The sequence below is a fragment of the Pseudomonas beijingensis genome (genome assembly GCF_030687295.1).
In the GTDB taxonomy this organism is placed as follows: Bacteria; Pseudomonadota; Gammaproteobacteria; order Pseudomonadales; family Pseudomonadaceae; genus Aquipseudomonas; species Aquipseudomonas beijingensis.
The window spans coordinates 1,157,868-1,178,550 of the sequence record NZ_CP117425.1; the positions used below are offsets into that span (position 1 = coordinate 1,157,868).

The 20,683-nt window shown below is 61.2% G+C and carries 16 protein-coding genes and 1 pseudogene; 12 read left to right on the top strand and 5 right to left on the bottom strand.

The window, feature by feature from the left end; all coding sequences use genetic code 11:
* Positions 1–100: 100 nt before the first annotated feature.
* The 7 genes from PSH84_RS05495 (at position 101) to PSH84_RS05525 (ending at position 8,482) form a co-directional block, all read left to right on the top strand.
* On the top strand, positions 101–1,114 hold the full coding sequence (locus PSH84_RS05495) for a sulfate ABC transporter substrate-binding protein (protein WP_305469113.1): 1,014 nt from the start codon (positions 101–103) through the stop codon (positions 1,112–1,114).
* Between the two features lie 204 nt (positions 1,115–1,318).
* Entirely contained in the window at positions 1,319–2,137 is an 819-nt protein-coding gene (gene cysT, locus PSH84_RS05500) for a sulfate ABC transporter permease subunit CysT (protein ID WP_013692011.1), read from the top strand.
* 12 nt (positions 2,138–2,149) lie between these two features.
* Positions 2,150–3,019 carry a sulfate ABC transporter permease subunit CysW gene (cysW, locus tag PSH84_RS05505; protein WP_305469115.1) on the top strand — a complete coding sequence of 290 codons (870 nt, stop codon included), beginning with the start codon at positions 2,150–2,152 and terminating at the stop codon, positions 3,017–3,019.
* A gap of 3 nt (positions 3,020–3,022) precedes the next feature.
* Positions 3,023–4,012 (top strand): sulfate/molybdate ABC transporter ATP-binding protein, encoded by a 990-nt coding sequence (locus PSH84_RS05510; RefSeq protein WP_092204966.1) that lies wholly within the window; start codon positions 3,023–3,025, stop codon positions 4,010–4,012.
* Positions 4,013–4,434: 422 nt separating this feature from the next.
* Positions 4,435–5,799 (top strand): cytochrome C, encoded by a 1,365-nt coding sequence (locus PSH84_RS05515; RefSeq protein ID WP_122566737.1) that lies wholly within the window; start codon positions 4,435–4,437, stop codon positions 5,797–5,799.
* Positions 5,796–6,308, top strand: a complete 513-nt coding sequence (locus PSH84_RS05520) for a sorbitol dehydrogenase (RefSeq protein ID WP_305469117.1) — start codon at positions 5,796–5,798, stop codon at positions 6,306–6,308. Before PSH84_RS05515 ends, PSH84_RS05520 begins: the two co-directional genes overlap by 4 nt.
* Positions 6,305–8,482, top strand: coding sequence for a GMC family oxidoreductase (locus PSH84_RS05525; RefSeq protein WP_122566735.1), 2,178 nt, complete (start codon positions 6,305–6,307; stop codon positions 8,480–8,482). Before PSH84_RS05520 ends, PSH84_RS05525 begins: the two co-directional genes overlap by 4 nt.
* A 168-nt stretch (positions 8,483–8,650) precedes the next feature.
* On the opposite strand, the gene PSH84_RS05530 is transcribed toward PSH84_RS05525, so the two are convergent.
* The gene (locus PSH84_RS05530; RefSeq protein WP_305469119.1) at positions 8,651–9,175 is read right to left on the bottom strand and encodes an Mpo1 family 2-hydroxy fatty acid dioxygenase; all 525 of its coding nucleotides are present in this window, start codon (positions 9,173–9,175) and stop codon (positions 8,651–8,653) included.
* Between the two features lie 87 nt (positions 9,176–9,262).
* Here PSH84_RS05530 and PSH84_RS05535 point away from each other — a divergent pair, with 87 nt between their 5' ends.
* The 3 genes from PSH84_RS05535 to PSH84_RS05545 all read left to right on the top strand — a co-directional run bounded on the left by PSH84_RS05535 (position 9,263) and on the right by PSH84_RS05545 (position 11,619).
* Entirely contained in the window at positions 9,263–9,949 is a 687-nt protein-coding gene (locus tag PSH84_RS05535) for a Crp/Fnr family transcriptional regulator (RefSeq protein ID WP_305469120.1), read from the top strand.
* A gap of 190 nt (positions 9,950–10,139) precedes the next feature.
* Complete coding sequence (locus PSH84_RS05540) at positions 10,140–10,388, top strand: helix-turn-helix domain-containing protein (protein ID WP_305482385.1); 249 nt, start codon at positions 10,140–10,142, stop codon at positions 10,386–10,388.
* Positions 10,381–11,619, top strand: a complete 1,239-nt coding sequence (locus PSH84_RS05545) for a type II toxin-antitoxin system HipA family toxin (protein ID WP_305469123.1) — start codon at positions 10,381–10,383, stop codon at positions 11,617–11,619. The genes PSH84_RS05540 and PSH84_RS05545 overlap by 8 nt, the downstream gene beginning before the upstream one ends.
* A gap of 127 nt (positions 11,620–11,746) precedes the next feature.
* Here PSH84_RS05545 and PSH84_RS05550 read toward each other — a convergent pair whose 3' ends face one another.
* Positions 11,747–12,751 carry an AraC family transcriptional regulator gene (locus PSH84_RS05550; protein WP_122566732.1) on the bottom strand — a complete coding sequence of 335 codons (1,005 nt, stop codon included), beginning with the start codon at positions 12,749–12,751 and terminating at the stop codon, positions 11,747–11,749.
* Positions 12,752–12,851: 100 nt separating this feature from the next.
* On the opposite strand from PSH84_RS05550, the gene PSH84_RS05555 reads away from it, so the two are divergent.
* A complete protein-coding gene (locus PSH84_RS05555; protein ID WP_305482386.1) occupies positions 12,852–13,925 on the top strand; it encodes a fatty acid desaturase in 1,074 nt (357 codons plus the stop codon).
* Positions 13,926–14,117: 192 nt separating this feature from the next.
* Here the strand turns inward: PSH84_RS05555 and PSH84_RS05560 are convergent.
* The 3 genes and pseudogenes from PSH84_RS05560 to PSH84_RS05570 form a co-directional block, all read right to left on the bottom strand.
* A pseudogene (locus PSH84_RS05560) lies at positions 14,118–16,623 on the bottom strand (TonB-dependent siderophore receptor).
* Between the two features lie 85 nt (positions 16,624–16,708).
* Positions 16,709–17,710: a FecR domain-containing protein gene (locus tag PSH84_RS05565; RefSeq protein WP_122566729.1), complete on the bottom strand. Its 1,002-nt coding sequence runs from the start codon at positions 17,708–17,710 to the stop codon at positions 16,709–16,711.
* The gene (locus PSH84_RS05570) at positions 17,700–18,200 is read right to left on the bottom strand and encodes a sigma-70 family RNA polymerase sigma factor (RefSeq protein WP_122566728.1); all 501 of its coding nucleotides are present in this window, start codon (positions 18,198–18,200) and stop codon (positions 17,700–17,702) included. The genes PSH84_RS05565 and PSH84_RS05570 overlap by 11 nt, the downstream gene beginning before the upstream one ends.
* 278 nt (positions 18,201–18,478) lie before the next feature.
* Here PSH84_RS05570 and PSH84_RS05575 point away from each other — a divergent pair, with 278 nt between their 5' ends.
* Positions 18,479–20,359: a methyl-accepting chemotaxis protein gene (locus PSH84_RS05575; protein ID WP_122566727.1), complete on the top strand. Its 1,881-nt coding sequence runs from the start codon at positions 18,479–18,481 to the stop codon at positions 20,357–20,359.
* The last annotated feature ends 324 nt before the right edge of the window (positions 20,360–20,683 follow it).

Here is a 20,683-nt window from a genome sequence, read left to right on the forward strand (position 1 = left end):
GGGACTTGATGTAGGTGCTGTCGAAGGCTGCGATCTTTTTCAACAAGCCAAACGAATTTTCAGAAGCCATAAGAAAACCAGAATTCCAGGAGCTTTCACCATGTCGTCCATTCGTCGTTATGCCCTGGCCGCGCTGGCCAGTGCTGTTTTTGCAGGTTCCGCCGTCGCCAAGGATTACGAGCTGCTCAACGTGTCCTACGACCCGACGCGCGAGCTTTACCAGGATTACAACGCCGAATTCGTCAGCTTCTGGAAGAAAGCGCACCCGGACGACAGCGTGAAGATCCAGCAGTCCCACGGTGGTTCGGGCAAGCAAGGCCGTGCGGTGATCGATGGTCTGCGGGCCGACGTGGTGACCTTGGCCCTGGCCGGCGACATCGATGAAATCGCCAAGCTGGGCAAGTCGCTGCCAGCGGACTGGCAAACACGCCTGCCGGACGCGAGCACGCCTTACACGTCCACCATCGTGTTCCTGGTGCGCAAGGGCAATCCCAAGGGCATCAAGGATTGGGGCGATCTGATCAAGAATGACGTGTCGGTCATCACCCCGAACCCGAAGACCTCCGGCGGTGCGCGCTGGAACTTCCTCGCTGCCTGGGCCTACGGCCTGAAGGCCAACGGGGGGGACGAGGCCAAGGCCAAGGAATACGTGCAGGCGTTGTTCAAGCACGTGCCGATCCTCGACACCGGTGCCCGTGGCTCGACCATTACCTTCGTCAACAACGGTCAGGGCGACGTATTGCTGGCCTGGGAAAACGAAGCCTTCCTGGCGCTCAAAGAAGACGGTGGCGCCGATAAGTTCGACATCGTCGTGCCGTCGCTGTCGATCCTCGCCGAGCCGCCGGTGGCGGTGGTGGACAAGAACGCCGAGAAAAAGGGTAATGCCGAGATCGCCGAGGCATACCTCAAGCACCTGTACAGTCCGGCCGGCCAGGAAATCGCCGCGAAAAACTACTATCGCCCGCGTGACAAGGACGTGGCCGCCAAGTACGCCCGGCAATTTCCGAAGGTGGAACTGGTGACCATTGACAAGGACTTCGGTGGCTGGAAAAACGCGCAGCCGAAGTTCTTTAATGATGGCGGCGTGTTCGACCAGATCTATCAGGCGCAGTAAGCTGAAACACGCCTGAATAAGCTGATTACAGTTGCAAAGCTAAAGCCGGACACCGAATTTGTGGTGAGGGGATTTTGTGGGAGCAAGGCTTGCCCGCGATGGATGCGATGCGGTCGTTCAGCAACCGAGTCGCCTCTATCGCGGGCAAGCCTTGCTCCCACACAGTCTTGCTTCCATGTTTAGTGTTTTTAACCAAGGACCTTTATGTCGCGTCGCATATCCCCCGTCATACCCGGCTTCGGGCTGACGCTGGGCTACACCCTGGTGTACCTCAGTCTGATTGTGCTCATACCCCTGGCGGCGATGTTCGTGCATGCCGCCCAACTCACCTGGGAGCAGTTCTGGGCGATCATCTCGGCGCCGCGGGTGCTGGCGGCCTTGAAGCTCAGCTTCGGCACCGCGCTGTACGCCGCGATCATCAACGGCGTGATCGGTACGCTGCTGGCCTGGGTGCTGGTGCGCTACACCTTCCCCGGCCGCAAGATCATCGACGCGATGATCGACCTGCCGTTCGCCCTGCCCACCGCCGTGGCCGGTATTGCCCTGACGGCGTTGTACGCGCCGACCGGTCTGGTTGGTCAGTTCGCCACCGACCTGGGCTTCAAGATCGCCTACACGCCGCTGGGCATCACCCTGGCGCTGACCTTCGTGACGCTGCCGTTCGTGGTGCGCACGGTGCAGCCGGTGCTGGCCGATATTCCCCGTGAAGTCGAAGAGGCGGCCGCCTGCCTCGGTGCCAAGCCGTGGCAGGTGTTCCGCCACATCCTCGTGCCGGCGTTGTTGCCGGCCTGGTTGACCGGCTTCGCCCTGGCCTTTGCCCGTGGCGTGGGCGAGTACGGCTCGGTGATTTTCATCGCCGGCAACATGCCGATGAAAACCGAGATCCTGCCGCTGCTGATCATGGTCAAGCTAGACCAATACGACTACACCGGCGCCACCTCCATCGGCGTGCTGATGCTGGTGGTTTCCTTCGTCCTGTTGCTGCTGATCAACCTGCTGCAGCGGCGCATCGAAACCCCATAAGGAGGCGCGAACATGTCCCAATCGTCTATTTCCGCAGCCTCCACCAACGCCGCCCGTCGCGGCAGTGCAACGTCGCGGCGCGTGTTGATCGGTCTTGGCTGGCTGATTTTTGCGCTGTTTTTGCTGTTTCCGCTGTTCATCGTGGTGTCCCAGGGCCTGAAGCTCGGGCTGGGGGCGTTCTTCACCGCGATCTTCGAACCCGACGCGTTGTCAGCACTGAAGCTCACGGTGATCGCCGTGCTGATCTCGGTGCCGCTGAACCTGGTGTTCGGTGTCAGCGCCGCATGGTGCGTGAGCAAGTATTCATTCCGTGGCAAGAGCATGCTGGTGACGCTGATCGACCTGCCGTTCTCGGTGTCGCCGGTGATCGCGGGCCTGGTCTACGTGCTGATGTTCGGCGCCCAGGGCCTGTTCGGGCCGTGGCTGTCGGATCACGACATCCAGATCGTGTTCGCGCTGCCGGGCATCGTCCTGGCGACCATCTTCGTCACCGTGCCGTTCGTGGCCCGTGAGTTGATCCCGCTGATGCAGGAACAAGGCACCCAGGAAGAAGAGGCCGCGCGCCTGCTGGGCGCCAATGGCTGGCAGATGTTCTGGCATGTCACCGTGCCGAACATCAAGTGGGGCCTGATCTATGGGGTGGTGCTGTGTACCGCCCGGGCCATGGGCGAGTTTGGCGCGGTGTCGGTGGTGTCCGGGCACATTCGCGGGGTGACCAACACCCTGCCGCTGCACGTCGAGATCCTCTACAACGAATACAACCACGTGGCCGCGTTCGCTGTGGCGAGCCTGTTGCTGATCCTGGCGCTCTTCATCCTGCTGCTCAAGCAGTGGAGCGAAAACCGAATCAACCGCCTGCGCGCCAGCGCCGCGGAGGAATAAGTCATGTCGATCGAAGTTCGTAACGTCAGCAAGAATTTCAACGCCTTCAGGGCCCTGGACGAGATCAGCCTGGACATCCAGAGCGGCGAGCTGGTGGCGCTGCTCGGCCCGTCGGGTTGTGGCAAGACCACCTTGCTGCGGATCATCGCCGGCCTCGAAACCCCGGACCAGGGCAGCATCGTGTTCCACGGCGAGGATGTGTCCGGCCACGACGTGCGGGATCGCAACGTCGGTTTCGTGTTCCAGCACTACGCCTTGTTCCGCCACATGACGGTGTTCGACAACGTCGCCTTTGGCTTGCGCATGAAGCCGAAGAATCAGCGCCCGAACGAAAGCCAGATCGCGACCAAGGTCCACGAACTGCTGAACATGGTGCAACTGGATTGGCTCGCCGACCGTTACCCGGAGCAGTTGTCCGGCGGCCAGCGCCAGCGTATAGCCCTGGCCCGCGCCTTGGCGGTGGAGCCCAAGGTGTTGTTGCTGGATGAACCCTTCGGCGCCCTCGACGCCAAGGTTCGCAAGGAATTGCGCCGTTGGCTGGCGCGGCTGCACGAGGACATCAACCTGACCTCGGTGTTCGTGACCCACGACCAGGAGGAGGCCATGGAAGTCGCCGACCGGATCGTGGTGATGAACAAGGGCGTGATCGAGCAGATCGGCTCGCCGGGAGATGTCTACGAAAACCCGGCCAGCGATTTTGTGTACCACTTCCTCGGTGACTCGAACCGCCTGCACTTGGGTGAGGACCGGCATGTGCTGTTCCGCCCTCACGAAGTGTCGCTGTCGCGCTCGGAGCTGGAAGACCACCACGCCGCCGAAGTACGCGACATTCGCCCGCTCGGCGCCACCACCCGGGTGACCCTGAAGGTGGAAGGCCAGAGCGAGCTGATCGAGGCGGAAGTGGTGAAGGACCATGACAGCCTGGTGGGCCTGGCGAAGGGCGAGACGCTGTTCTTCAAGCCGAAGGTCTGGCAGAAAGTCTCAAACCTTTAAGATCAAAAGCATCGCGAGCAAGCTCGCTCCCACAGGGGAAATGGGTTGATCACAAGTCTGTCGGCAACCCCCAAAACTGTGGGAGCGGGCTTGCTCGCGAAGGCGTAGATACGTTCACCATCGATGCAATCTGGTCCATTGCTTTCGCGAGCAAGCCCGCTCCCACAAGTGGATCTGTGTCTGCCACAACCTCTGCGGTTCAACCCCAATCCACTGTGGGAGCGGGCTTGCTCGCGATGGCGCCCTCACTGACACCCCGACCCGAATCCGAATAACACCGCCCGACCTTGCTTCGATTGGTTCTACTTCACCACCTTTTCCCGTCTCAAACCCTACCTAGACTCTGACTTGCCAGGAGGCAGTAAGAGTCCAATGACGGACCGGTGTTATCTCCTGGCGCCCTGATGCCAAGGAGATAAAGCATGAGAATGGAAGTCAGTCGGCACGGCCCGTTTGGCTGTGCCTTGATAAGCGTTTTATTGAGCCCATCCGTCAGCGCCACCCCCTCGTTGTCGCCGCAGATACCTTTCGATGTCACGGTTACCGGCGAGCATCCCACTCTGGTCAGCCTTCAGCGCGATTTCGATGAACTGTCATGGCAGACGTTCATTGCCCTGAGCTGGCCGGCGCTGGATAACGGTGATCCAAATACCGGCACCCCCATCGGTAAGCAGGACGGCGCCACCGTGTGGGAAAGCTGGAAAGAGAGCTACCAGATTTTCCGGGCCAAGGGCCAGACGCCGTTGCCCTGGAACGCACCGGCGACTCTTCCTGAAGCGTGCAAGTCGCTCAAGCCCGGTCGCCTCTTGCAGCAGATGGGCAAGGTGCCCGATGTGCTGGATGAGTTTATCCAACCCTTCGAGAGCGGCCCGCTGGTGGACCAGAACGGTATCTACACGCGCAATGAAATCGTGGTCAACCAATCGATGTTCAACGGGATCGTCGACAACGGCCTGTACAGCATCGAAGGCCAGCAGAAATTCTTCGCCGCCAATCCGAACAACACCGTGGCGTTCAGTTGTGGTTCCACCAAGACCCAACAGGTCGGCGCGGTGATGGTGAAGGCGTCGTGGAAAGTCCTGGGCCCCAACGACAACCGCCAGGATTTCCATACTGTCGATGCGCTGGTCTACACCCCGGGCAACAACGACCCGAGCCATGGGCCAATCGTTGCGGAGTCATGCGTGTCCGAGCCCGTCGGGTTGGTGGGCTTGCACATGGTCCATAAGACCGCCAGCGCGGCGCAATGGGTCTGGTCAACCTTCGAGCATGTGAAAAACGTGCCGGAAAAAACCACGCCTGTGGCCCAGCGCACGGGGCCTTATCTGTTCTACAACGCGGCGAGCAAAAGCGACATCAACCAGCCGCCGCCTCGGCCATGGAACCCGGCAGTCAAGGCGACACCTTCACAGATCGTGCGGGAAGTGCCGCTGACCGACGCCACCAAAAACCTCAATACCACCTATCAAGCGCTGTTGCGTACGGTGAACCCGAAGAGTGTCTGGGCGAACTATCAACTGATCAGTACCCAGTGGCCGTCAGATCCGCCCAAGAACTGTCAGGTATCGGCCGCTAACCCGTTGGGCAGTCCCGCCCCCTCGTTCCTCGCCAACGCCACGCTGGAAACCTACATCCAGGGCACCGTGCCCCAGGCGTCCTCCAGTTGCATGGCGTGTCACGGCAATGCGGCGACCCATGTCACCGAATCACCGCGCACCAGCTTCGCGGATTTCACCTATTTGCTCGAACGCGCACAGTCCACCAGTGGACAAGGAGCCAAGCAATGAGCAGCAATCTGGATAATTTCGTGGGCCTGTCGTCGGCCCTGATTGGTATTTCGGCGGATCGTTTGGCACCGCAGATCGACCCGGTCGGTTTGCCGCCGATTTTTCTCGATTACATCACTGCGCGAATCCCTTCCACGGTGCTCAACACGCTGTTGACTCAATACGCCACGCTGGTGGCTGACCAGGTACCGCCCGACCAGATCGCCCAGCAGATACTGAAGTTCAACATGCAACCGACGATTCCGGACACCGTGCTGGCTGCGCGCTCGATCATGAAGCTGTGGTTGTTGGGTGTCTGGTATCAACCGTTGGATATGGCGCCTTTCAAGAAGGGCGATTCGGCGGTGGTCTCCGATCAGGCCTACATCTACAGCTGGGCCTGGAAGATCGCCCAGGCCCACCCGATGGGCTACAGCGAATCGTTTTTTGGTTATTGGAACAGCACGCCTCCCAGTCTTGAAGATTTGACCGGCGTATCCGCCAACGGACAGCAAGGAGCGTTGTCATGAGTACCGAACAAGCCGAAGTGGTGATCGTTGGCGCGGGTTTGGCCGGTAGCATCATTGCCTATCAGTTGGGCATGGCCGGGATCGATGTGCTGGTACTCGAATCGGGGCCGGAGATACCGGTCAATCGTGCCCAGTACCTGGAGCGTTTCTATACCGCGACGCTGAAAACCCCTGAGTCCCCTTATCCCCCAAGCACGACGCTAGACCCGCACCTCAAGGGGCCGGCAGAGCTGAACGCTCCGCGCGCGACCATCGCCGATCTGCTCAATGGCAACTGGAACAACCCGGCGGTCAGCTACTTGGTCCAAAAAGGCCCGCTGCCCTTTACGAGCACTTACGAACGGGTGGGTGGCGGCACGACATGGCATTGGGTCGGAACCTGCCTGCGCATGGTCCCGAACGATTTTCGCCTGAGGTCCAAGTATGGCGTCGGGGTTGACTGGCCAATTGATTATGACGATCTGCAAAGCGCCTACTGCCGGGCGGAAGCGGAAATCGGCGTGTCGGCCAACGTCGCCGACCAGGCCTATCTGGGCATGACCTTTCCCGAGGGGTATGCGTTCCCGATGCGCAGCATTCCCTTGTCGCTGGTCGATGGCAGCTTTGTCACGGCTGTCACGGGGCAGACGTTCGATAGCTTGCCGCTGGTGGTCAGCCCGACGCCGGCCGGGCGTAACTCCCAACCTTATGCCGGTCGCCGGGTATGCGCCGGCAATACCAACTGCACGCCGATCTGCCCGATCCAGGCCAAATACGACGCCACCGTGACCATGAACAAAGCGTTGGGCACTGGCAAGGTCCGAGTGCTTTATCGAACCGTGGCCAGCAAAGTAACCGTTGGCACTGACAGCAACATCAATGGCATCGAGTTCAAGCAATATCAATTGGAAGACGGGCCTGTCACTGGAACCGGTGTGGCAATAGGGCAACGTTATGTGATCGCGGCCCATGCCATCGAAACACCGAAACTGCTGCTGCACTCCGGCGTCGCCAACAGCAGCGGGCAAGTGGGGCGTAGCCTGGCTGACCATCCCATTTACCTGGCCTGGGGGTTAATGCCCGAGGGCAAGGCGATTTTTCCCTACCGGGGACCACTGTCGACGGCCGGCATCGAAAGTCTGCGCGATGGCGCCTTTCGCAGCGATCGTGCGGCGTGGCGTATCGAGATTGGCAACGAAGGTTGGAACTGGCCGGCCGGTGACCCCTACACCACGGTGGCCGACTTCATCGACGGTAAGAACATTGGCGGCGCCAACCCGAGCAATAAATTGCTATCCGGAACGGCGTTGGTGCAAAAGCTCAACGACGTCTTCACCCGCCAGTTCCGGATCGGTTTCCTGGTTGAGCAGGTCGAGGACGATCCCGACCACGCGGATTGCTACATCGTGCCCTCGCGCGAATACACGGACCGGCTCGGCATCCCCCGGCCAGAAATCCACTACAACCTGTCCGAGTACACCAAGAAGGGTTTCCAGCAGGCGAAAATATTGGCCACGCACATCATCAAGGACCTGCTCGGCGCCCAGGAGTTGACGGACATCATCGGACCTGGATGTTTTACGTACGACAAGGTGCCCTACAGCTTCCAAGGGGCTGGCCACCTGATGGGGACTTATCGCATGGGCGATGACCCCACCAAGTCTGTGGTGGACAAGTACCAGCGCAGCTGGGACCACAAGAATCTGTTCCTGGTGGGTGACGGCGTGTTCCCCAGCACCGGCACCTCGAACCCGAGCCTGACAATCGCCGCGTTGTCATTCCAGGCCGGGGATACACTGGCCAATGACCTTCGGGCCGTGACGATGCAGGTCCAATCCACCATCGCCTGGCAGGGCACTGGCGTGCAGGTCAACGGGTTGGTACCACGCCTGGTTCGCTACGTCAGTGGGCGATGGTGTGCCAGTCCGCAGGGCGGCAATGTCGATGGAAAGGGTGGTTCGCGGCACATCGACTACAGCAGCTATGCCTTGCCCGGTGCTGCCGAAGGCGCCTTGATCGGTCGCGTGGGCAATGGTGGCAAGCCGTTCCTGGTGGGTGATCTGGCGCAGGTTCCGGGCGACCAGCAAGGGGAGCTGCAACTGTGCATCAACGATGACCTGACCGGGCAATACGGGTCTGGCTTGAAAGATAACACCGGCGCGTTGACCATCCGGGTCGAGTTCGGTGCGCTGTAACTTGAGCGGCAAGGCCTAACTCTTGTGGGGGCGAGCTTGTGGGAGCAAGGCTTGCCCGCGATGCAAACACCTCGGTGTAGCGGATCGACCGAGGCGATGCCATCGCGGGCAAGCCTTGCTCCCACAGGTTCGCTCCTATAAGGGGGCAGGCGGGGGCATTGCGTTGTTTCAGGCCGCCGAACGCTGGTTGCGCAACGCCACCGGCCCGGCGCGCTCTTCGATGGCCCGCTTCAATTCGCCGCGAAGCCCCAGCAGGAAGCCCGCTTCCACCACCACAAACAACGGCCCGACAATCAGCCCGGTGAGGTCGTCGACGAACGCCGGCTTGCGGCCTTCGTAATAGTGGCCGACGAACTGAATCACCCAGCCCACCACGAACATCCCCAGACCACTGCCCAGCCACACCCAGGTGCTTTGTGCGGCGAGCACCTGGCCCAGCCATACCGCCAGGCCCAGCAGCACCGTCATCAGCACGCCCAGGCGCAACTCCAGGCGCAGGTAGAACCAGGCACTGGCCACCGCCACCAGCAGCGCCGGCGACACCAGCACCGCGCCCGCGGGCCAGCCGGGCCGTGACAGCAGCACGGCGACGGCGACGAAGATCAGCGGAATCCCGATGAAATGACTGGCGATGTTGCGCGGGTCGCGGTGATAGGCAGCGTATTGACTGAGGTGATCGACGAGGTTTTTCATTGTTGTTCCTCCTGAGGTGATGCCTGCATGATGCCCGGGTACCCCACGGCGTTCTGTCAGTTAGCCGACACTTGTCCCGGAGTTTCCATGAATTCGCATCCCTGGCACTCACATCTGATGGCCGGCCACTGGTACAGCCATCTGCCTGATGAGTTACAGAATAGTCTGCTGGACATGTCACGGGTGCGCCGTCTGCCGCCGGGCCATCGGCTGTTCCAGCGCGGCGATCCACCCTGCGGGTTGTATGCCGTACTGGAAGGCGCGGTGCGCGTCGGTGCGGTGAACGAACAGGGCAAGGAGGCGTTGCTGAGCGTGGTGGAAGCGCCCCACTGGTTCGGTGAAATCTGCCTGTTCGATGGCCAGCCGCGGACCCATGATGCGGTCGTGGTGGGTCAATGTGCGCTGCTACACGTGCCCCAGGCGCCGTTGCTGGCCTTCCTGCAAGCGCAACCGATCTACTGGCGGCATCTTGCCTTGTTGATGAGCCATAAGCTGCGCCTGACGTTCATCAACCTCGAACACCTGAGCCTGATGCCCGCCCCGGCCCGTCTGGCCCACCGCCTGCTGATGATCGCCGAAGGCTACGGCGAAATCGAACCGGCCCGACGGGTCTTGCAACTGCCCCAGGAACAACTGGCGCTGATGCTCTCGCTGTCACGCCAGACCACCAACCAGATCCTCAAGGACCTGCAGGCCCAGGGCATCCTTCATCTCAGTTATGGCGAGATCGAAATCCTCGACATCGAGCGGTTGCGGGCCCTGACCACGACCTGAAATCTGTGGGAGCGAGCTTGCTCGCGATGACGGCAGTACAGCCAACATCGCTGGTGCTGATCCACCGCTATCGCGAGCAAGCTCCCACAGGAATGTGTGCATGCGCTACACTTCGATTAAATTTGAATCAAATACAGTGCATATTCTGGCTGTTTAATAATTTGCACTGTATACGATGCGGAATATAAGCATGAAAACCCTCGGCGAAGTAATTAGGCGACTGCGTAAAGAACACAACCTCTCTCAGGAGGCCTTGGCTGCGCAATACGGTATGAGCCGTGCCACGATTTCGGGCATCGAGAACAACACCATTCCTGAGGTAGGGTTCCGTAAGGTAGAAGCAATCCTCAATGGGTTTGGCTACGAGTTGACGGCTGTTGCCCGACCAACGAAACGCCCTACGCTCGATTCGCTGAAAAAGGATTCTTTCCATGGCTGACGAGCAAGGTCTGGACAGGCTACAGGTCTCGGTTAGCGAAGCGGACGTGGGTGTTCTGGGGCGAGGGCAGCAGCGCAGTGACTCCGTGTTCACCTACGCCGCAAGCGCGTGCGAAGAGCAGTCTGTTTCGCTGACCATGCCGATGCGCCTTGAAAGCTACACCTGGGAATCAGGCGTGCCGCCGATCTTTGAAATGAACCTGCCGGAGGGGGCCTTGCGTGATGAGCTGGTTCGTCGTTTCAGCAAAGCAGTTCGAGGCTTTGATGACTTCGCCATGCTTGCCATCGTAGGGCCTCATCAGCTGGGTCGGGTAGGCATCGGTCACTTGCGGACGGAGGCTGGGCCGCCCGAAACCAGTCTGGCGGATGTGTTGGTGCACGACGGAGCCGAAGGTTTATTCGACGATTTGTTGCACACCTACGGGCAGTATTCGGGCGTTTCCGGCGTACAGCCCAAGGTGCTGGTTCGCGACAGCGCATCGACAATCGATCGCCTGACCCATCGAGGTGCCACCCATCTGATCAAAGCGTTTCGCTCCGACGAGTTTCCTGAATTGGCCGCCAATGAGTTCTTTTGCATGCGAGCCGCGCTGCACGCGGGGCTCGAGGTGCCGGACTTCGAGCTGAGCGAGCGCGGTAAATTTTTGATCGTTAAACGCTTTGATTTGCCAGGCACTGGCAAGTATCTGGGCTTTGAGGATTTCTGTGTACTCAACGGCTCTCCATCGAGGGCTAAATACGATGGCTCATATGAAGGAGCGGCCCGACAGATAAAGTCATTCGTTTCTCCTCATTTACTCAATCATGCGCTGGAGTCCCTGTTCAAGATTGTTGCGCTCTCGGCCGGCCTGAAAAATGGCGATGCGCACCTGAAAAATTTCGGCGTGCTGTATGAGCATTGCGGTGCCGATGCGTCGATCAGGCTTGCGCCAGCCTATGACATCGTCAGCACGGCGGTGTATATCCGCAATGACAACATGGCGTTGTTGCTGGGCGGTTCCAAAGCCTGGCCCAAATATAAAATGCTGGTGAGGTTCGGCCGTTCAGCCTGCAACCTGACCGAAAAGCGTTGTAAGGAACTGATGGAGCAGGTCATTCAGGGGATGGACCTTGCTGTGGCTGAAATGCGCCATTACATGGCAGCTAATCAACGGTTCAGGGCGACTGGAGAGGCCATGATCGAGGCTTGGACGGCTGGGCTTGCACGCAGCCTTAAACCGAGTGCCGACTGACCCACTGCTATCGCGAGCAAGCTCGCTCCCACAGGGGTTGGGGGCTGTCGCAGCTGTCGTGGTCACACCGCTCCCAATGTGGGAGCGAGCTTGCTCGCGATAGGGCCAGCCCAGGCACCGCAAATCCCTAGCGCAACCCATCCCGAAACTGCCCCGGCGTCATCCCGGTCCAGCGCTTGAAGGCGCGGCTGAAGCTGCTGGCATCGGCGAAGCCCAGCAGGTAGCTGACTTCGCTCAGCGAACATTGGGGATCGCGCAGGTGCAGCAGCGCGAGGTTTTCCCGACATTCGTTGAGCAGTGCGTCGAAGCGGCAGCCTTCGTCGGCCAGGTGCCGTTGCAGGCTGCGCAGGCTCAGGTGCATGGCCTGGGCGATGCGTTCGGCGCTGGGCTCGCCTTCGGGCAGTTGGGCCTCGATGGCGGCGCGGACCTTGCGCTCCCAGGTCAGCGGCTTGAGCTGGGCGAGGGTGCGTTCGAGCACGGTTTCGTTGTGTTCGGCCAGTTCCGGGTTGGCGTCGTCCAGGTGGCTGTCGAAATCGGCGAGATTGAACTCCAGGCAATCCTGGGCGGCGCCGAAATGCATCGGCGAGCGGAACACCTTGTGCCAGGGGCTGGGGTCCGCCGGCTCCGGGCGGCGTAGGTACACCGCCAGGGGGGCGTAATCACGGCCAAGGCGGTTGCGGCAGGTGCGCACGTAAATCGCCGCGAAGGCATCAATCGCTTCGAAGGCCGGGGCTGGGCGTCCTGCCGGTACATCGAGGCTGAAGCGGTAGCGGTCTTCGCCACGGCTCAATTGCAGGGTCAGTGCATCGCTGACCACCGGGTGATAACGCACGATCCGCTCGAACACTTCCCGCAGGCTGCCGCTGGCCACCAGCGCATAACCCAGTGCGTGAAACGTGGTGGGGCTGACAAAGCGCGACACCCGCAGGCCGATGGCCGGGTCGCCGCTGGCCTGCACGGCCAATGCCCACAGGCGTGTGGTGGCCGAGAGCGGGTAGCGGGCGTTCGGGTCGTCCATCCATTGCGGGTCGAGGCCGGCCTCGACGCACAGGGCGTGGCTGTCCAGGCCCAGCGCATCGAGCTGTTTGCGCAGGGCGCGGGTCCAGCTGGCGAGGGAAGTCGGTTCCGTCATGACGATTGGCGCTTGTGGTCAACAGGTTGGCGTATACGGCTACCACCCTATGGGGCAACGCCCGGCAGGATGAGCACATCTCTAACAGAGGATGTAAGCCATGCACGGCACTTGCGCAAGCCCCGAGCGATTGAATGCACAGCAACGAGCGGCCCATATTCGCCAGGTGGTCTTGGCCCGGGGCGAGGAGTTGCGCCAGCGTTATCCAATCCTGCGCCACCAGGATGCGTTGGGCACGGGCATCCTGGCGTTTGCCCTGGCCGGGATGATCGGTTCGGCGCTGCTCTACATCAACGGTGACCTGGCCGGGTGGGCGTGCCTGTTGCTCAACGCGTTTTTCGCGTCGCTGACCCATGAGCTGGAACACGACCTGATCCACAGCATGTACTTCCGTAAGCAACGCCTGCCCCACAACCTGATGATGGGTTTGGTCTGGCTGGCGCGGCCGAGCACGATCAACCCGTGGATCCGCCGTCACCTGCACCTCAACCATCACAAGGTGTCTGGCAGCGAGGCCGACATGGAGGAGCGGGCCATCACCAACGGCGAACCCTGGGGGCTGGCGCGCTTGCTGATGGTCGGTGATAACGTGATGTCGGCCTTCATCCGCCTGCTACGGGCCAAGACCTGGGCGCACAAGCGCAGCATTCTCAAGCGTACGCTGAAGGTTTATTTCCCCCTGGCGTTGCTGCACTGGGGCGCCTGGTATGTGTTCCTAGGTTTCCACGGGGCCAATGGTGTTGCCAGTCTGCTGGGGACTTCAATTGACTGGTCGGCCACCACGCTGGCGACGATGCAGGTGATCGACATCGCGGCGGTGGTGATCATCGGGCCGAACGTGTTGCGCACCTTTTGCCTGCATTTCGTCAGCTCGAACATGCATTACTACGGCGACATCGAGCCGGGCAACGTCATCCAGCAAACCCAGGTGCTTAACCCGTGGTGGTTGTGGCCGTTGCAGGCGTTCTGCTTCAACTTCGGCAGCAGCCACGGCATTCATCATTTTGTGGTGAAGGAGCCGTTCTACATTCGCCAACTGACGGTGCCGGTGGCCCATGAGGTGATGCGGGAAATGGGCGTGCGGTTTAATGACATTGGTACGTTTGTGCGGGCGAATCGGTTTGTGCGGGAAGAGGGTGTAGTGCGCGATGAGGTGAATGCGGCCCAGGTTTGAGACGCACTACCTTATGCATGGAGAACACACCTTGTGGCGAGGGGATTTATCCCCGCTGGGCTGCATAGCAGCCCAGGACCAAGCGCCGGGGTGTGTCAGGTGTGATCACAGCCAACCTTTTTGGGGCCGCTTCGCGGCCCAGCGGGGATAAATCCCCTCGCCACAGGGGAGGTGTCAGCTCTGGGAAACGGGTTAGAACCGGTAACTCACCGTCGCCGCCACATTGCGCTCTTCACCCATGTAGCAATAGCTCAGGCTGGCGCACGAGGCGACGTAGGTTTCGTTCGTCAGGTTGTTCGCGTTCAGGCGCACGTCCACGCCCTTCAAGCCGACCTTGCCCAGGTCATACCCCACCGAAGCATCGAACAACGTGTAGGAGGGCACTTTCATGGAGTTCTCCGCATCGGCCCAACTGTAGCCGACATAACGCACGCCGCCGCCCAGGCGCAGGCCGTCGAGGGCGCCGCTGTCGAACTTGTAGTCAGCCCAGACCGAGGCCATGTGGCGTGGGGCCTGGGTCGGTGAGTTGCCCTTGTTTTCGATGATGTCGGTGGGCGTGCTGAGGGTGCTGACCATCGATTTCGAATATTCGATGTCGGTGAAGGTGTAGCTGCCCAGCACTTTGAATTGTTCGGTCAACTGCAGGTGGGCTTCCAGTTCCAAGCCTTGGGAGCGCACGGCACCGACGGCGCGGTAGAAGTTTTCCTGGGGCAGCTTGGTCGCCAGGTTTTCCTGGTCGATGCGGAACAGCGAGGCGGTGTACAAATCATCCGTGCCCGGTGGCTGGTACTTCAGGCCCAGCTCCCATTGCTTGCCATCGGTAGGCGGCAGCGGGTTGCCGGCGCTGTCGGCATAGGAGTTCGGGTTGAACGACTCGGAGTAGCTGATGTACGGCGCCAGCCCGTTATCGAACAGGTACAGCGCGCCGGCACGGCCGGTGAGCTTGGTGCGTTTGTCGTTGATCTCGGTGCCTTGCGGGCGACCGAATTCGGCGATGCGGTTTTCATCCGAGGTTTGCACCCAGTCCTGGCGCAGGCCGAGGGAGAAACGCCACTTGTCCATTTCGATCAGGTCTTGCAGGTAGACGCCGGTCTGCTCCAGGCGTCGCAGGTAGCTTGTGTCATAGCGACCAGTGATAGCCGAGTTGCCATAGACCGGGTCGAAGGCGTTGATCGGCGCCAGGCTGCCGCTGGTCCAGTCGACCACGGTTTTGCGCCGCTGGTAGTCGGCTCCCATCAGGACGGTGTGCTTGGTCGCGCCGGTGAAGAATTCGGCTTGCAGCATGTTGTCGACGATGAAGGAATGGAGCTTTTCCTCGGCGCCGGTGTAGTAGCGGTTCAGCTCGTTGCTGGTGGGTGTGGTCCAGTCATAGGCATAGACCTGATCGTTGCTGACCTTGGAGTCCAGGTAACGGAAGTTCTGCCGGGCGGTGAAGACGTCGTTGAAACGGTGTTCGAACTGGTAGCCGAACGACTGCTGGTCGCGTTCATAACCGTCGACGCCAGGCTCGCCTTCGAAAAAGTGCTCGGAAATTCGTCGGCCGTTGCGCTGGTGCAAGGTGCGCGGCGGCCGGCATGCCGCCGTGGTAGCCGCCGTCGGGGTCATGCTGCAGGTAGGCCTGGAGCGTCAGCGAGGTGTCTTCGCTGAAGTCGATGTTCACCGTGGGCGCGAGGGCGAAGCGCTTTTCCTTGTTGTGGTCGAACTGGGTGTCGGAGCTGTCCGCCAGGCCGATCAGGCGATAGGTGATGCGTTTGTCGTCATCCACCGGGCCGCTGAAGTCGAAGCCCATGCCGCGTTGGCCTTGGGTACCGACCGTGGCCTGGATCTGATGATAGGCCTCGTACAGCGGCTTCTTGCTGGTCAGCGCCACCAGGCCGCCGGGCGAGCTGCGACCGTAGAGCACCGAGGACGGGCCCTTGAGGATATCGACCCGCTCGAGGAAATACGGATCGACCTGCATGGAGCTGTACGTGCCGCTGTCGCCCATGGACTTGAGGCCGTCGAGGTAGATGTTATCCACCGAGCCGTCGTTGAAACCGCGCATCGCCACGTAGTCGTAGCGGTGGGTGGCGCCGTAGGGGTTGGTCAGCACGCCGGGGGTGTAGCGCATGGCCTGGGACACGGTCTGCGCGCCCTGGTCGTCCATTTGTTCGCGGGTCACCACCGACACGCTCTGGGAGGTTTCGCGCAGGGCGGTACTGGTCTTGGTGGCGACCTGGCTGTGGGTGGCGTTGTAGCCTTCCATGCTGCCCAAGGCGTTACCCAGGGCGAAGCCCTTGATGTCGGTGGTCGGTAATTCCAGCGTGCTGCCAGCGGTCTCGGTGTGCAGCACGTAGCTGCTGCCATCCTGGCTGACGGCGACCATTCCCGACCCGCTGAGCAACTGGTTCAGGGCCTGGTCGGGCGAATACTCACCCTTGAGCCCCGGGGACTGGACGCCGCCGGTTTGCGCCGGCGTGCTGGCCAGGGTGATCCCGGCCTGGCGGGCGAACTGGTTCAGCACATCGCTCAATGGACCGGGGGGGATGTTGTAGCTCTGCCGGCTGGCGGTCACGACGTTTTGCGCGGCCACCGCGAGCATCGGCGCGACGCTGACCCCCAGCGCCGTGGAGAACAGCGCGGCATGAATCGCCTGGCGTAACAGGCCTGGTTGCGAAGAGAAGCCGAAGGGGTTCTTGAGAAGTACGCGCTCAGTCATTGTAGGTTCCGTTGGAGTCGCTGAAGGCAGATAAGGGTTGCTTACTGTCCTAGCCGGACGCCGGCCTGAAACCCGCCAAAAAAAATCAAGCCAGGCGTTCCACCGTGATCCACCAACGGGTTCGATAGCGCAGCTGGACCGGGAGCGTGCGGGGCAGGACGGCGAGCAATTTGTCGGTGTCCTCCAAGCGGAACACCCCCGACAAGCGCAGGTCGGCAATCGACGCCGCGCAGTGCAGATAGCCCGGGCGGTAGCGGCCTACTTCATTGAGGAAATCTTCCAGGCGCATGTTGCGGGTGACGATCAAGCCGTCGGCCCAGGCGCCTGCGTCCATGTCCAGGGGCGGCGCCAGGGTCGCTGTCGATGAGCTGACCAGGTAGCTTTGCCCGGCCTCGACCTGGATGGGCGAGCCATCGCTGTTGGGGTGCGAACGGATGACGACTCGGCCGCTGGTGACGCTCAAGCGCGTGCAGTCGCTGTGCTGGCGCACGACGAAGCGCCCCTCCAGCCCCTCGAACAGACCATGCCTGCTTTTCACCAGCAGCGGCCGCCCCGGGTCGCGGCCACAGGTGACCATGATTTCGCCGCGGGCCAGGGTAATCAGGCGCTGCCGGGGACTGAAGTCCAAGTCGGCCGCGCTGTGGGTATTGAGCTCGAGCCGCGTGCCGTCCGGCAACTGGAACCCCCGACGTTCACCGGTGGCGGTGGCGAAATCGGCATTCCACGCCTGCCAGCCCAGGTCCTTGCCCAGCCATGCCGCGCCGCCCACCACGGCAACGCCCGAGAGCAACTTCAGGGCCTGGCGACGACTGAGGCGCTGGGCACTGTTTTCCAGGGTGTCCAGGGCGATGTGGGCACCGGGCACGGCCCGCAGGTTCGAGGTCAATTCGCTGTGCAGCGATTGCACCCGTTGCCAGGCCAGTTCGTGTTCAGGGTGGGCGGCGCGCCAGGTGTCGCACTGTTGGCGCAGTGTGGGGTGGGTGGTGTGGTTGCGCAGGCGCAGCAGCCAGTTGATCGCCTGCCTGACCACCTGTTGCGACGGGCCGTTGCGGCGGCTCTGCAAGTGTTCCACCGACTCAACTTTCATAGCGCAATACATAGCAGTGATACAACGCATCGGCGACGTAGCGCTCCACCGAGCGCAACGAGATGCCCATCTGCTCGGCAATCTGCTTGTACGTCAGGCCTTCGCACTGGGCTAACAGAAAGGCCCGGCGCACTTTCGGCTTGAGGCCTTCGAGCATTCTGGCAATGGCTTCGAGCAGTTCGAGGATCAACGCCTGGGCTTCGGCCCCCGGGGTTTCGGCTTCTGGCAGGTGAGCTATGGTTTGGAGGTAGGCGTGTTCGATTTCCGCTCGCCGCCAATGGTCGATCACCAGGCCTTGGGCAATGGTGCGCAAAAAGGCGCGTGGGGCCCGAAGCTCCAGGCGTTCGCTACGCTGCAACAGGCGCATGAAGGTGTCCTGGGCCAGGTCCGCCGCATCAGCGGCATTGCCCAGCCGGGTGCGCAGCCACGTATTGAGCCAGCCGTGATGCTGGCTGTAGAGCGCCTGTACTGCAAACTCGGGAGATGACATGGACGCGACGGCCTGGATGTTACAAATGATAATAGGTCGCATTGTCATCATCGCCCGGGGAATTTGCAACCACCGTTCACCGCCCACTGAAGGTTCCCGCGCCCGTACTTCTACCCCCTGTCGGCCAATTCCCTGTAACCCCTCATTTTTTCCAAGCCCTTGCCGACAGAGTGATAAGCGTGCACCAAACTGGAGCATGGCAAAAAGCCTGCTCCTGTTTTTACATGAAAATATTGCAACTGGAATGCAACCCCACTCTTTGCATAAGAAGCCCATCGATGAATCTAAAGTTCAGCCACAAAATCCTTCTGGCCGCCTCTGGTGTAGTGGTCCTGGCTTTTGCCCTGTTCACGCTCTACAACGATTATTTACAGCGCAACACCATTGGCAGCAGCCTTGAGTCGTCCATCGAGCAATCCGGCGACCTGACGGCCAGCAGCATCCAGAACTGGATGAGTGGGCGGATACTGGTGTTGGAAAACCTGGCGCAAAACATCGCGCATCAGGGTGCAGCTGCCGATCTGCCGGGGCTGGTCGATCAGCCGGCGCTGACGTCGAACTTCCAGTTCACTTATGTGGGCCAGGCCAACGGTGTCTTCACCCAACGCCCTGACGCCAAAATGCCTGACGGCTACGACCCGCGTCAGCGCCCCTGGTACAAACAGGCGGTGACCGCCGATAAAACCATGCTGACTCCGCCTTACCTGGCGGCGGTGGGTGGCCTGGTGGTGACCGTTGCCCTGCCGGTGAAGCACAACGGCGAACTGCTCGGCGTGGTGGGCGGCGACCTGAGCCTGGAAACCCTGGTGAAAATCATCAACTCCGTGGACTTCGGTGGTATCGGCCATGCGTTTCTGGTCAGCGGCGACGGTCAGGTGATCGTCAGCCCGGATAAAGACCACGTGATGAAGAACCTCAAGGACATCTACCCCGGCACCCCGGTGCGCATTGGCAAGGGGATCCAGGAGGTTGAGCTGAACGGGCAGGATCGTATTCTTTCGTTCACCCCGGTTACCGGCCTGCCGAACGCCGAGTGGTACATCGGTCTGTCGATCGACAAGGCAAAAGCCTACGCGCCGCTGAGCCAGTTCCGTACGTCTGCGCTGATTGCGATGTTCGTCGCGGTGGCGGCCATTGCCTTGCTGCTGAGCATGCTGATCCAGGTGTTGATGCGTCCATTGACCACCATGGGCCGCGCCATGCAGGACATCGCCCAGGGCGAAGGTGACCTGACCCGGCGCCTGGTCGTACAGGGCAAGGACGAATTCGCCGTGTTGGGCGGTTCGTTCAACCAGTTCGTGGAGCGGATTCACGCGTCGATCTCGGAAGTGTCTTCCGCCACCCGCCAAGTGCATGACCTGTCGCAGCGGGTGATGACCTCGTCCAACGCTTCGCTCGTCGGCTCAGATGAACAAAGCGCCCGCACCAACAGTGTGGCCGCGGCCATCAATCAGTTGGGCGCCGCGACCCAGGAAATCGCTCGTAATGCCGCCGATGCCTCGCAACAGGCCAGCGGTGCCAGCGAACAGGCCGATGACGGTCGCCAGGTGGTGGAAAAAACCATCCAGGCCATGACCGAGCTGTCGCAGAAGATCAGCCTCTCGTGCACCCAGATCGAAACCCTGAACGCCAGCACCGACAACATCGGGCACATCCTGGACGTGATCAAAGGCATCTCCCAGCAAACCAACTTGTTGGCCCTGAACGCGGCCATCGAAGCGGCCCGTGCCGGTGAAGCCGGACGCGGGTTTGCGGTGGTGGCCGATGAAGTGCGCAACCTGGCGCACCGCACCCAGGAGTCGGCGGAAGAAATCCACAAGATGATCACCTCGCTGCAAGTCGGCTCCCGTGAAGCGGTGACCACGATGAACGCCAGCCAGACCTCCAGCGAAGAAAGCGTGGAAGTGGCCAACCAGGCCGGTCTGCGACTGGTCAGCGTGACGCAGCGCATCGGCGAGATCGACGGCATGAACCAGTCGGTGGCCGCGGCGACCGAAGAACAGACCGCCGTGGTCGAAACCCTCAACATGGACGTCAGCCACATCAACCTGCTGAACCAGCAAAGCGTGGCCAACCTCAATGAAACCCTGAAGGATTGCGATGCCTTGTCCCAGCAGGCCAATCGACTGAAGCAACTGGTGGACAGCTTCAAGATCTGACCCCCAGTCGCAAGCCGACCCATTCCCCTGTGGCGAGGGAGCTTGCTCCCGCTCGGCTGCGCAGCAGTCGTAAAGCCAACCAACGCGGTCCGCCTGCAAGCATGCTGGGGCCTGCTGCGCAGGCCAGCGGGAGCAAGCTCCCTCGCCACGGGTGCTGGGTTGAATGGTCCACCGCCATCGCGAGCAAGCTTGCTCCCACGGGGGACTGGCGGTGGACCTGGGTTTCGCATCCACCTCTGCTTCCACAGGGGATGGTTGGTGAGCCTGAATCTTGGGTTCACTCCAGCTCAGTGTGGGAGCGAGCTTGCTCGCGATGGCGGCAGT

Bases quoted from the DNA above. Each gene is read 5' to 3' on its own strand.
- PSH84_RS05570 (WP_122566728.1), bottom strand. From the start codon at position 18,200: ATGTCATCTCCCGAGTTTGCAGTACAGGCGCTCTACAGCCAGCATCAC.
- PSH84_RS05495 (WP_305469113.1), top strand. From the start codon at position 101: ATGTCGTCCATTCGTCGTTATGCCCTGGCCGCGCTGGCCAGTGCTGTT.
- cysW (WP_305469115.1), top strand. From the start codon at position 2,150: ATGTCCCAATCGTCTATTTCCGCAGCCTCCACCAACGCCGCCCGTCGC.
- PSH84_RS05565 (WP_122566729.1), bottom strand. From the start codon at position 17,710: ATGAAAGTTGAGTCGGTGGAACACTTGCAGAGCCGCCGCAACGGCCCG.
- PSH84_RS05550 (WP_122566732.1), bottom strand. From the start codon at position 12,751: ATGACGGAACCGACTTCCCTCGCCAGCTGGACCCGCGCCCTGCGCAAA.
- PSH84_RS05545 (WP_305469123.1), top strand. From the start codon at position 10,381: ATGGCTGACGAGCAAGGTCTGGACAGGCTACAGGTCTCGGTTAGCGAA.
- PSH84_RS05515 (WP_122566737.1), top strand. From the start codon at position 4,435: ATGAGAATGGAAGTCAGTCGGCACGGCCCGTTTGGCTGTGCCTTGATA.
- PSH84_RS05525 (WP_122566735.1), top strand. From the start codon at position 6,305: ATGAGTACCGAACAAGCCGAAGTGGTGATCGTTGGCGCGGGTTTGGCC.
- cysT (WP_013692011.1), top strand. From the start codon at position 1,319: ATGTCGCGTCGCATATCCCCCGTCATACCCGGCTTCGGGCTGACGCTG.
- PSH84_RS05535 (WP_305469120.1), top strand. From the start codon at position 9,263: ATGAATTCGCATCCCTGGCACTCACATCTGATGGCCGGCCACTGGTAC.
- PSH84_RS05530 (WP_305469119.1), bottom strand. From the start codon at position 9,175: ATGAAAAACCTCGTCGATCACCTCAGTCAATACGCTGCCTATCACCGC.
- PSH84_RS05575 (WP_122566727.1), top strand. From the start codon at position 18,479: ATGAATCTAAAGTTCAGCCACAAAATCCTTCTGGCCGCCTCTGGTGTA.
- PSH84_RS05540 (WP_305482385.1), top strand. From the start codon at position 10,140: ATGAAAACCCTCGGCGAAGTAATTAGGCGACTGCGTAAAGAACACAAC.
- PSH84_RS05520 (WP_305469117.1), top strand. From the start codon at position 5,796: ATGAGCAGCAATCTGGATAATTTCGTGGGCCTGTCGTCGGCCCTGATT.
- PSH84_RS05510 (WP_092204966.1), top strand. From the start codon at position 3,023: ATGTCGATCGAAGTTCGTAACGTCAGCAAGAATTTCAACGCCTTCAGG.
- PSH84_RS05555 (WP_305482386.1), top strand. From the start codon at position 12,852: ATGCACGGCACTTGCGCAAGCCCCGAGCGATTGAATGCACAGCAACGA.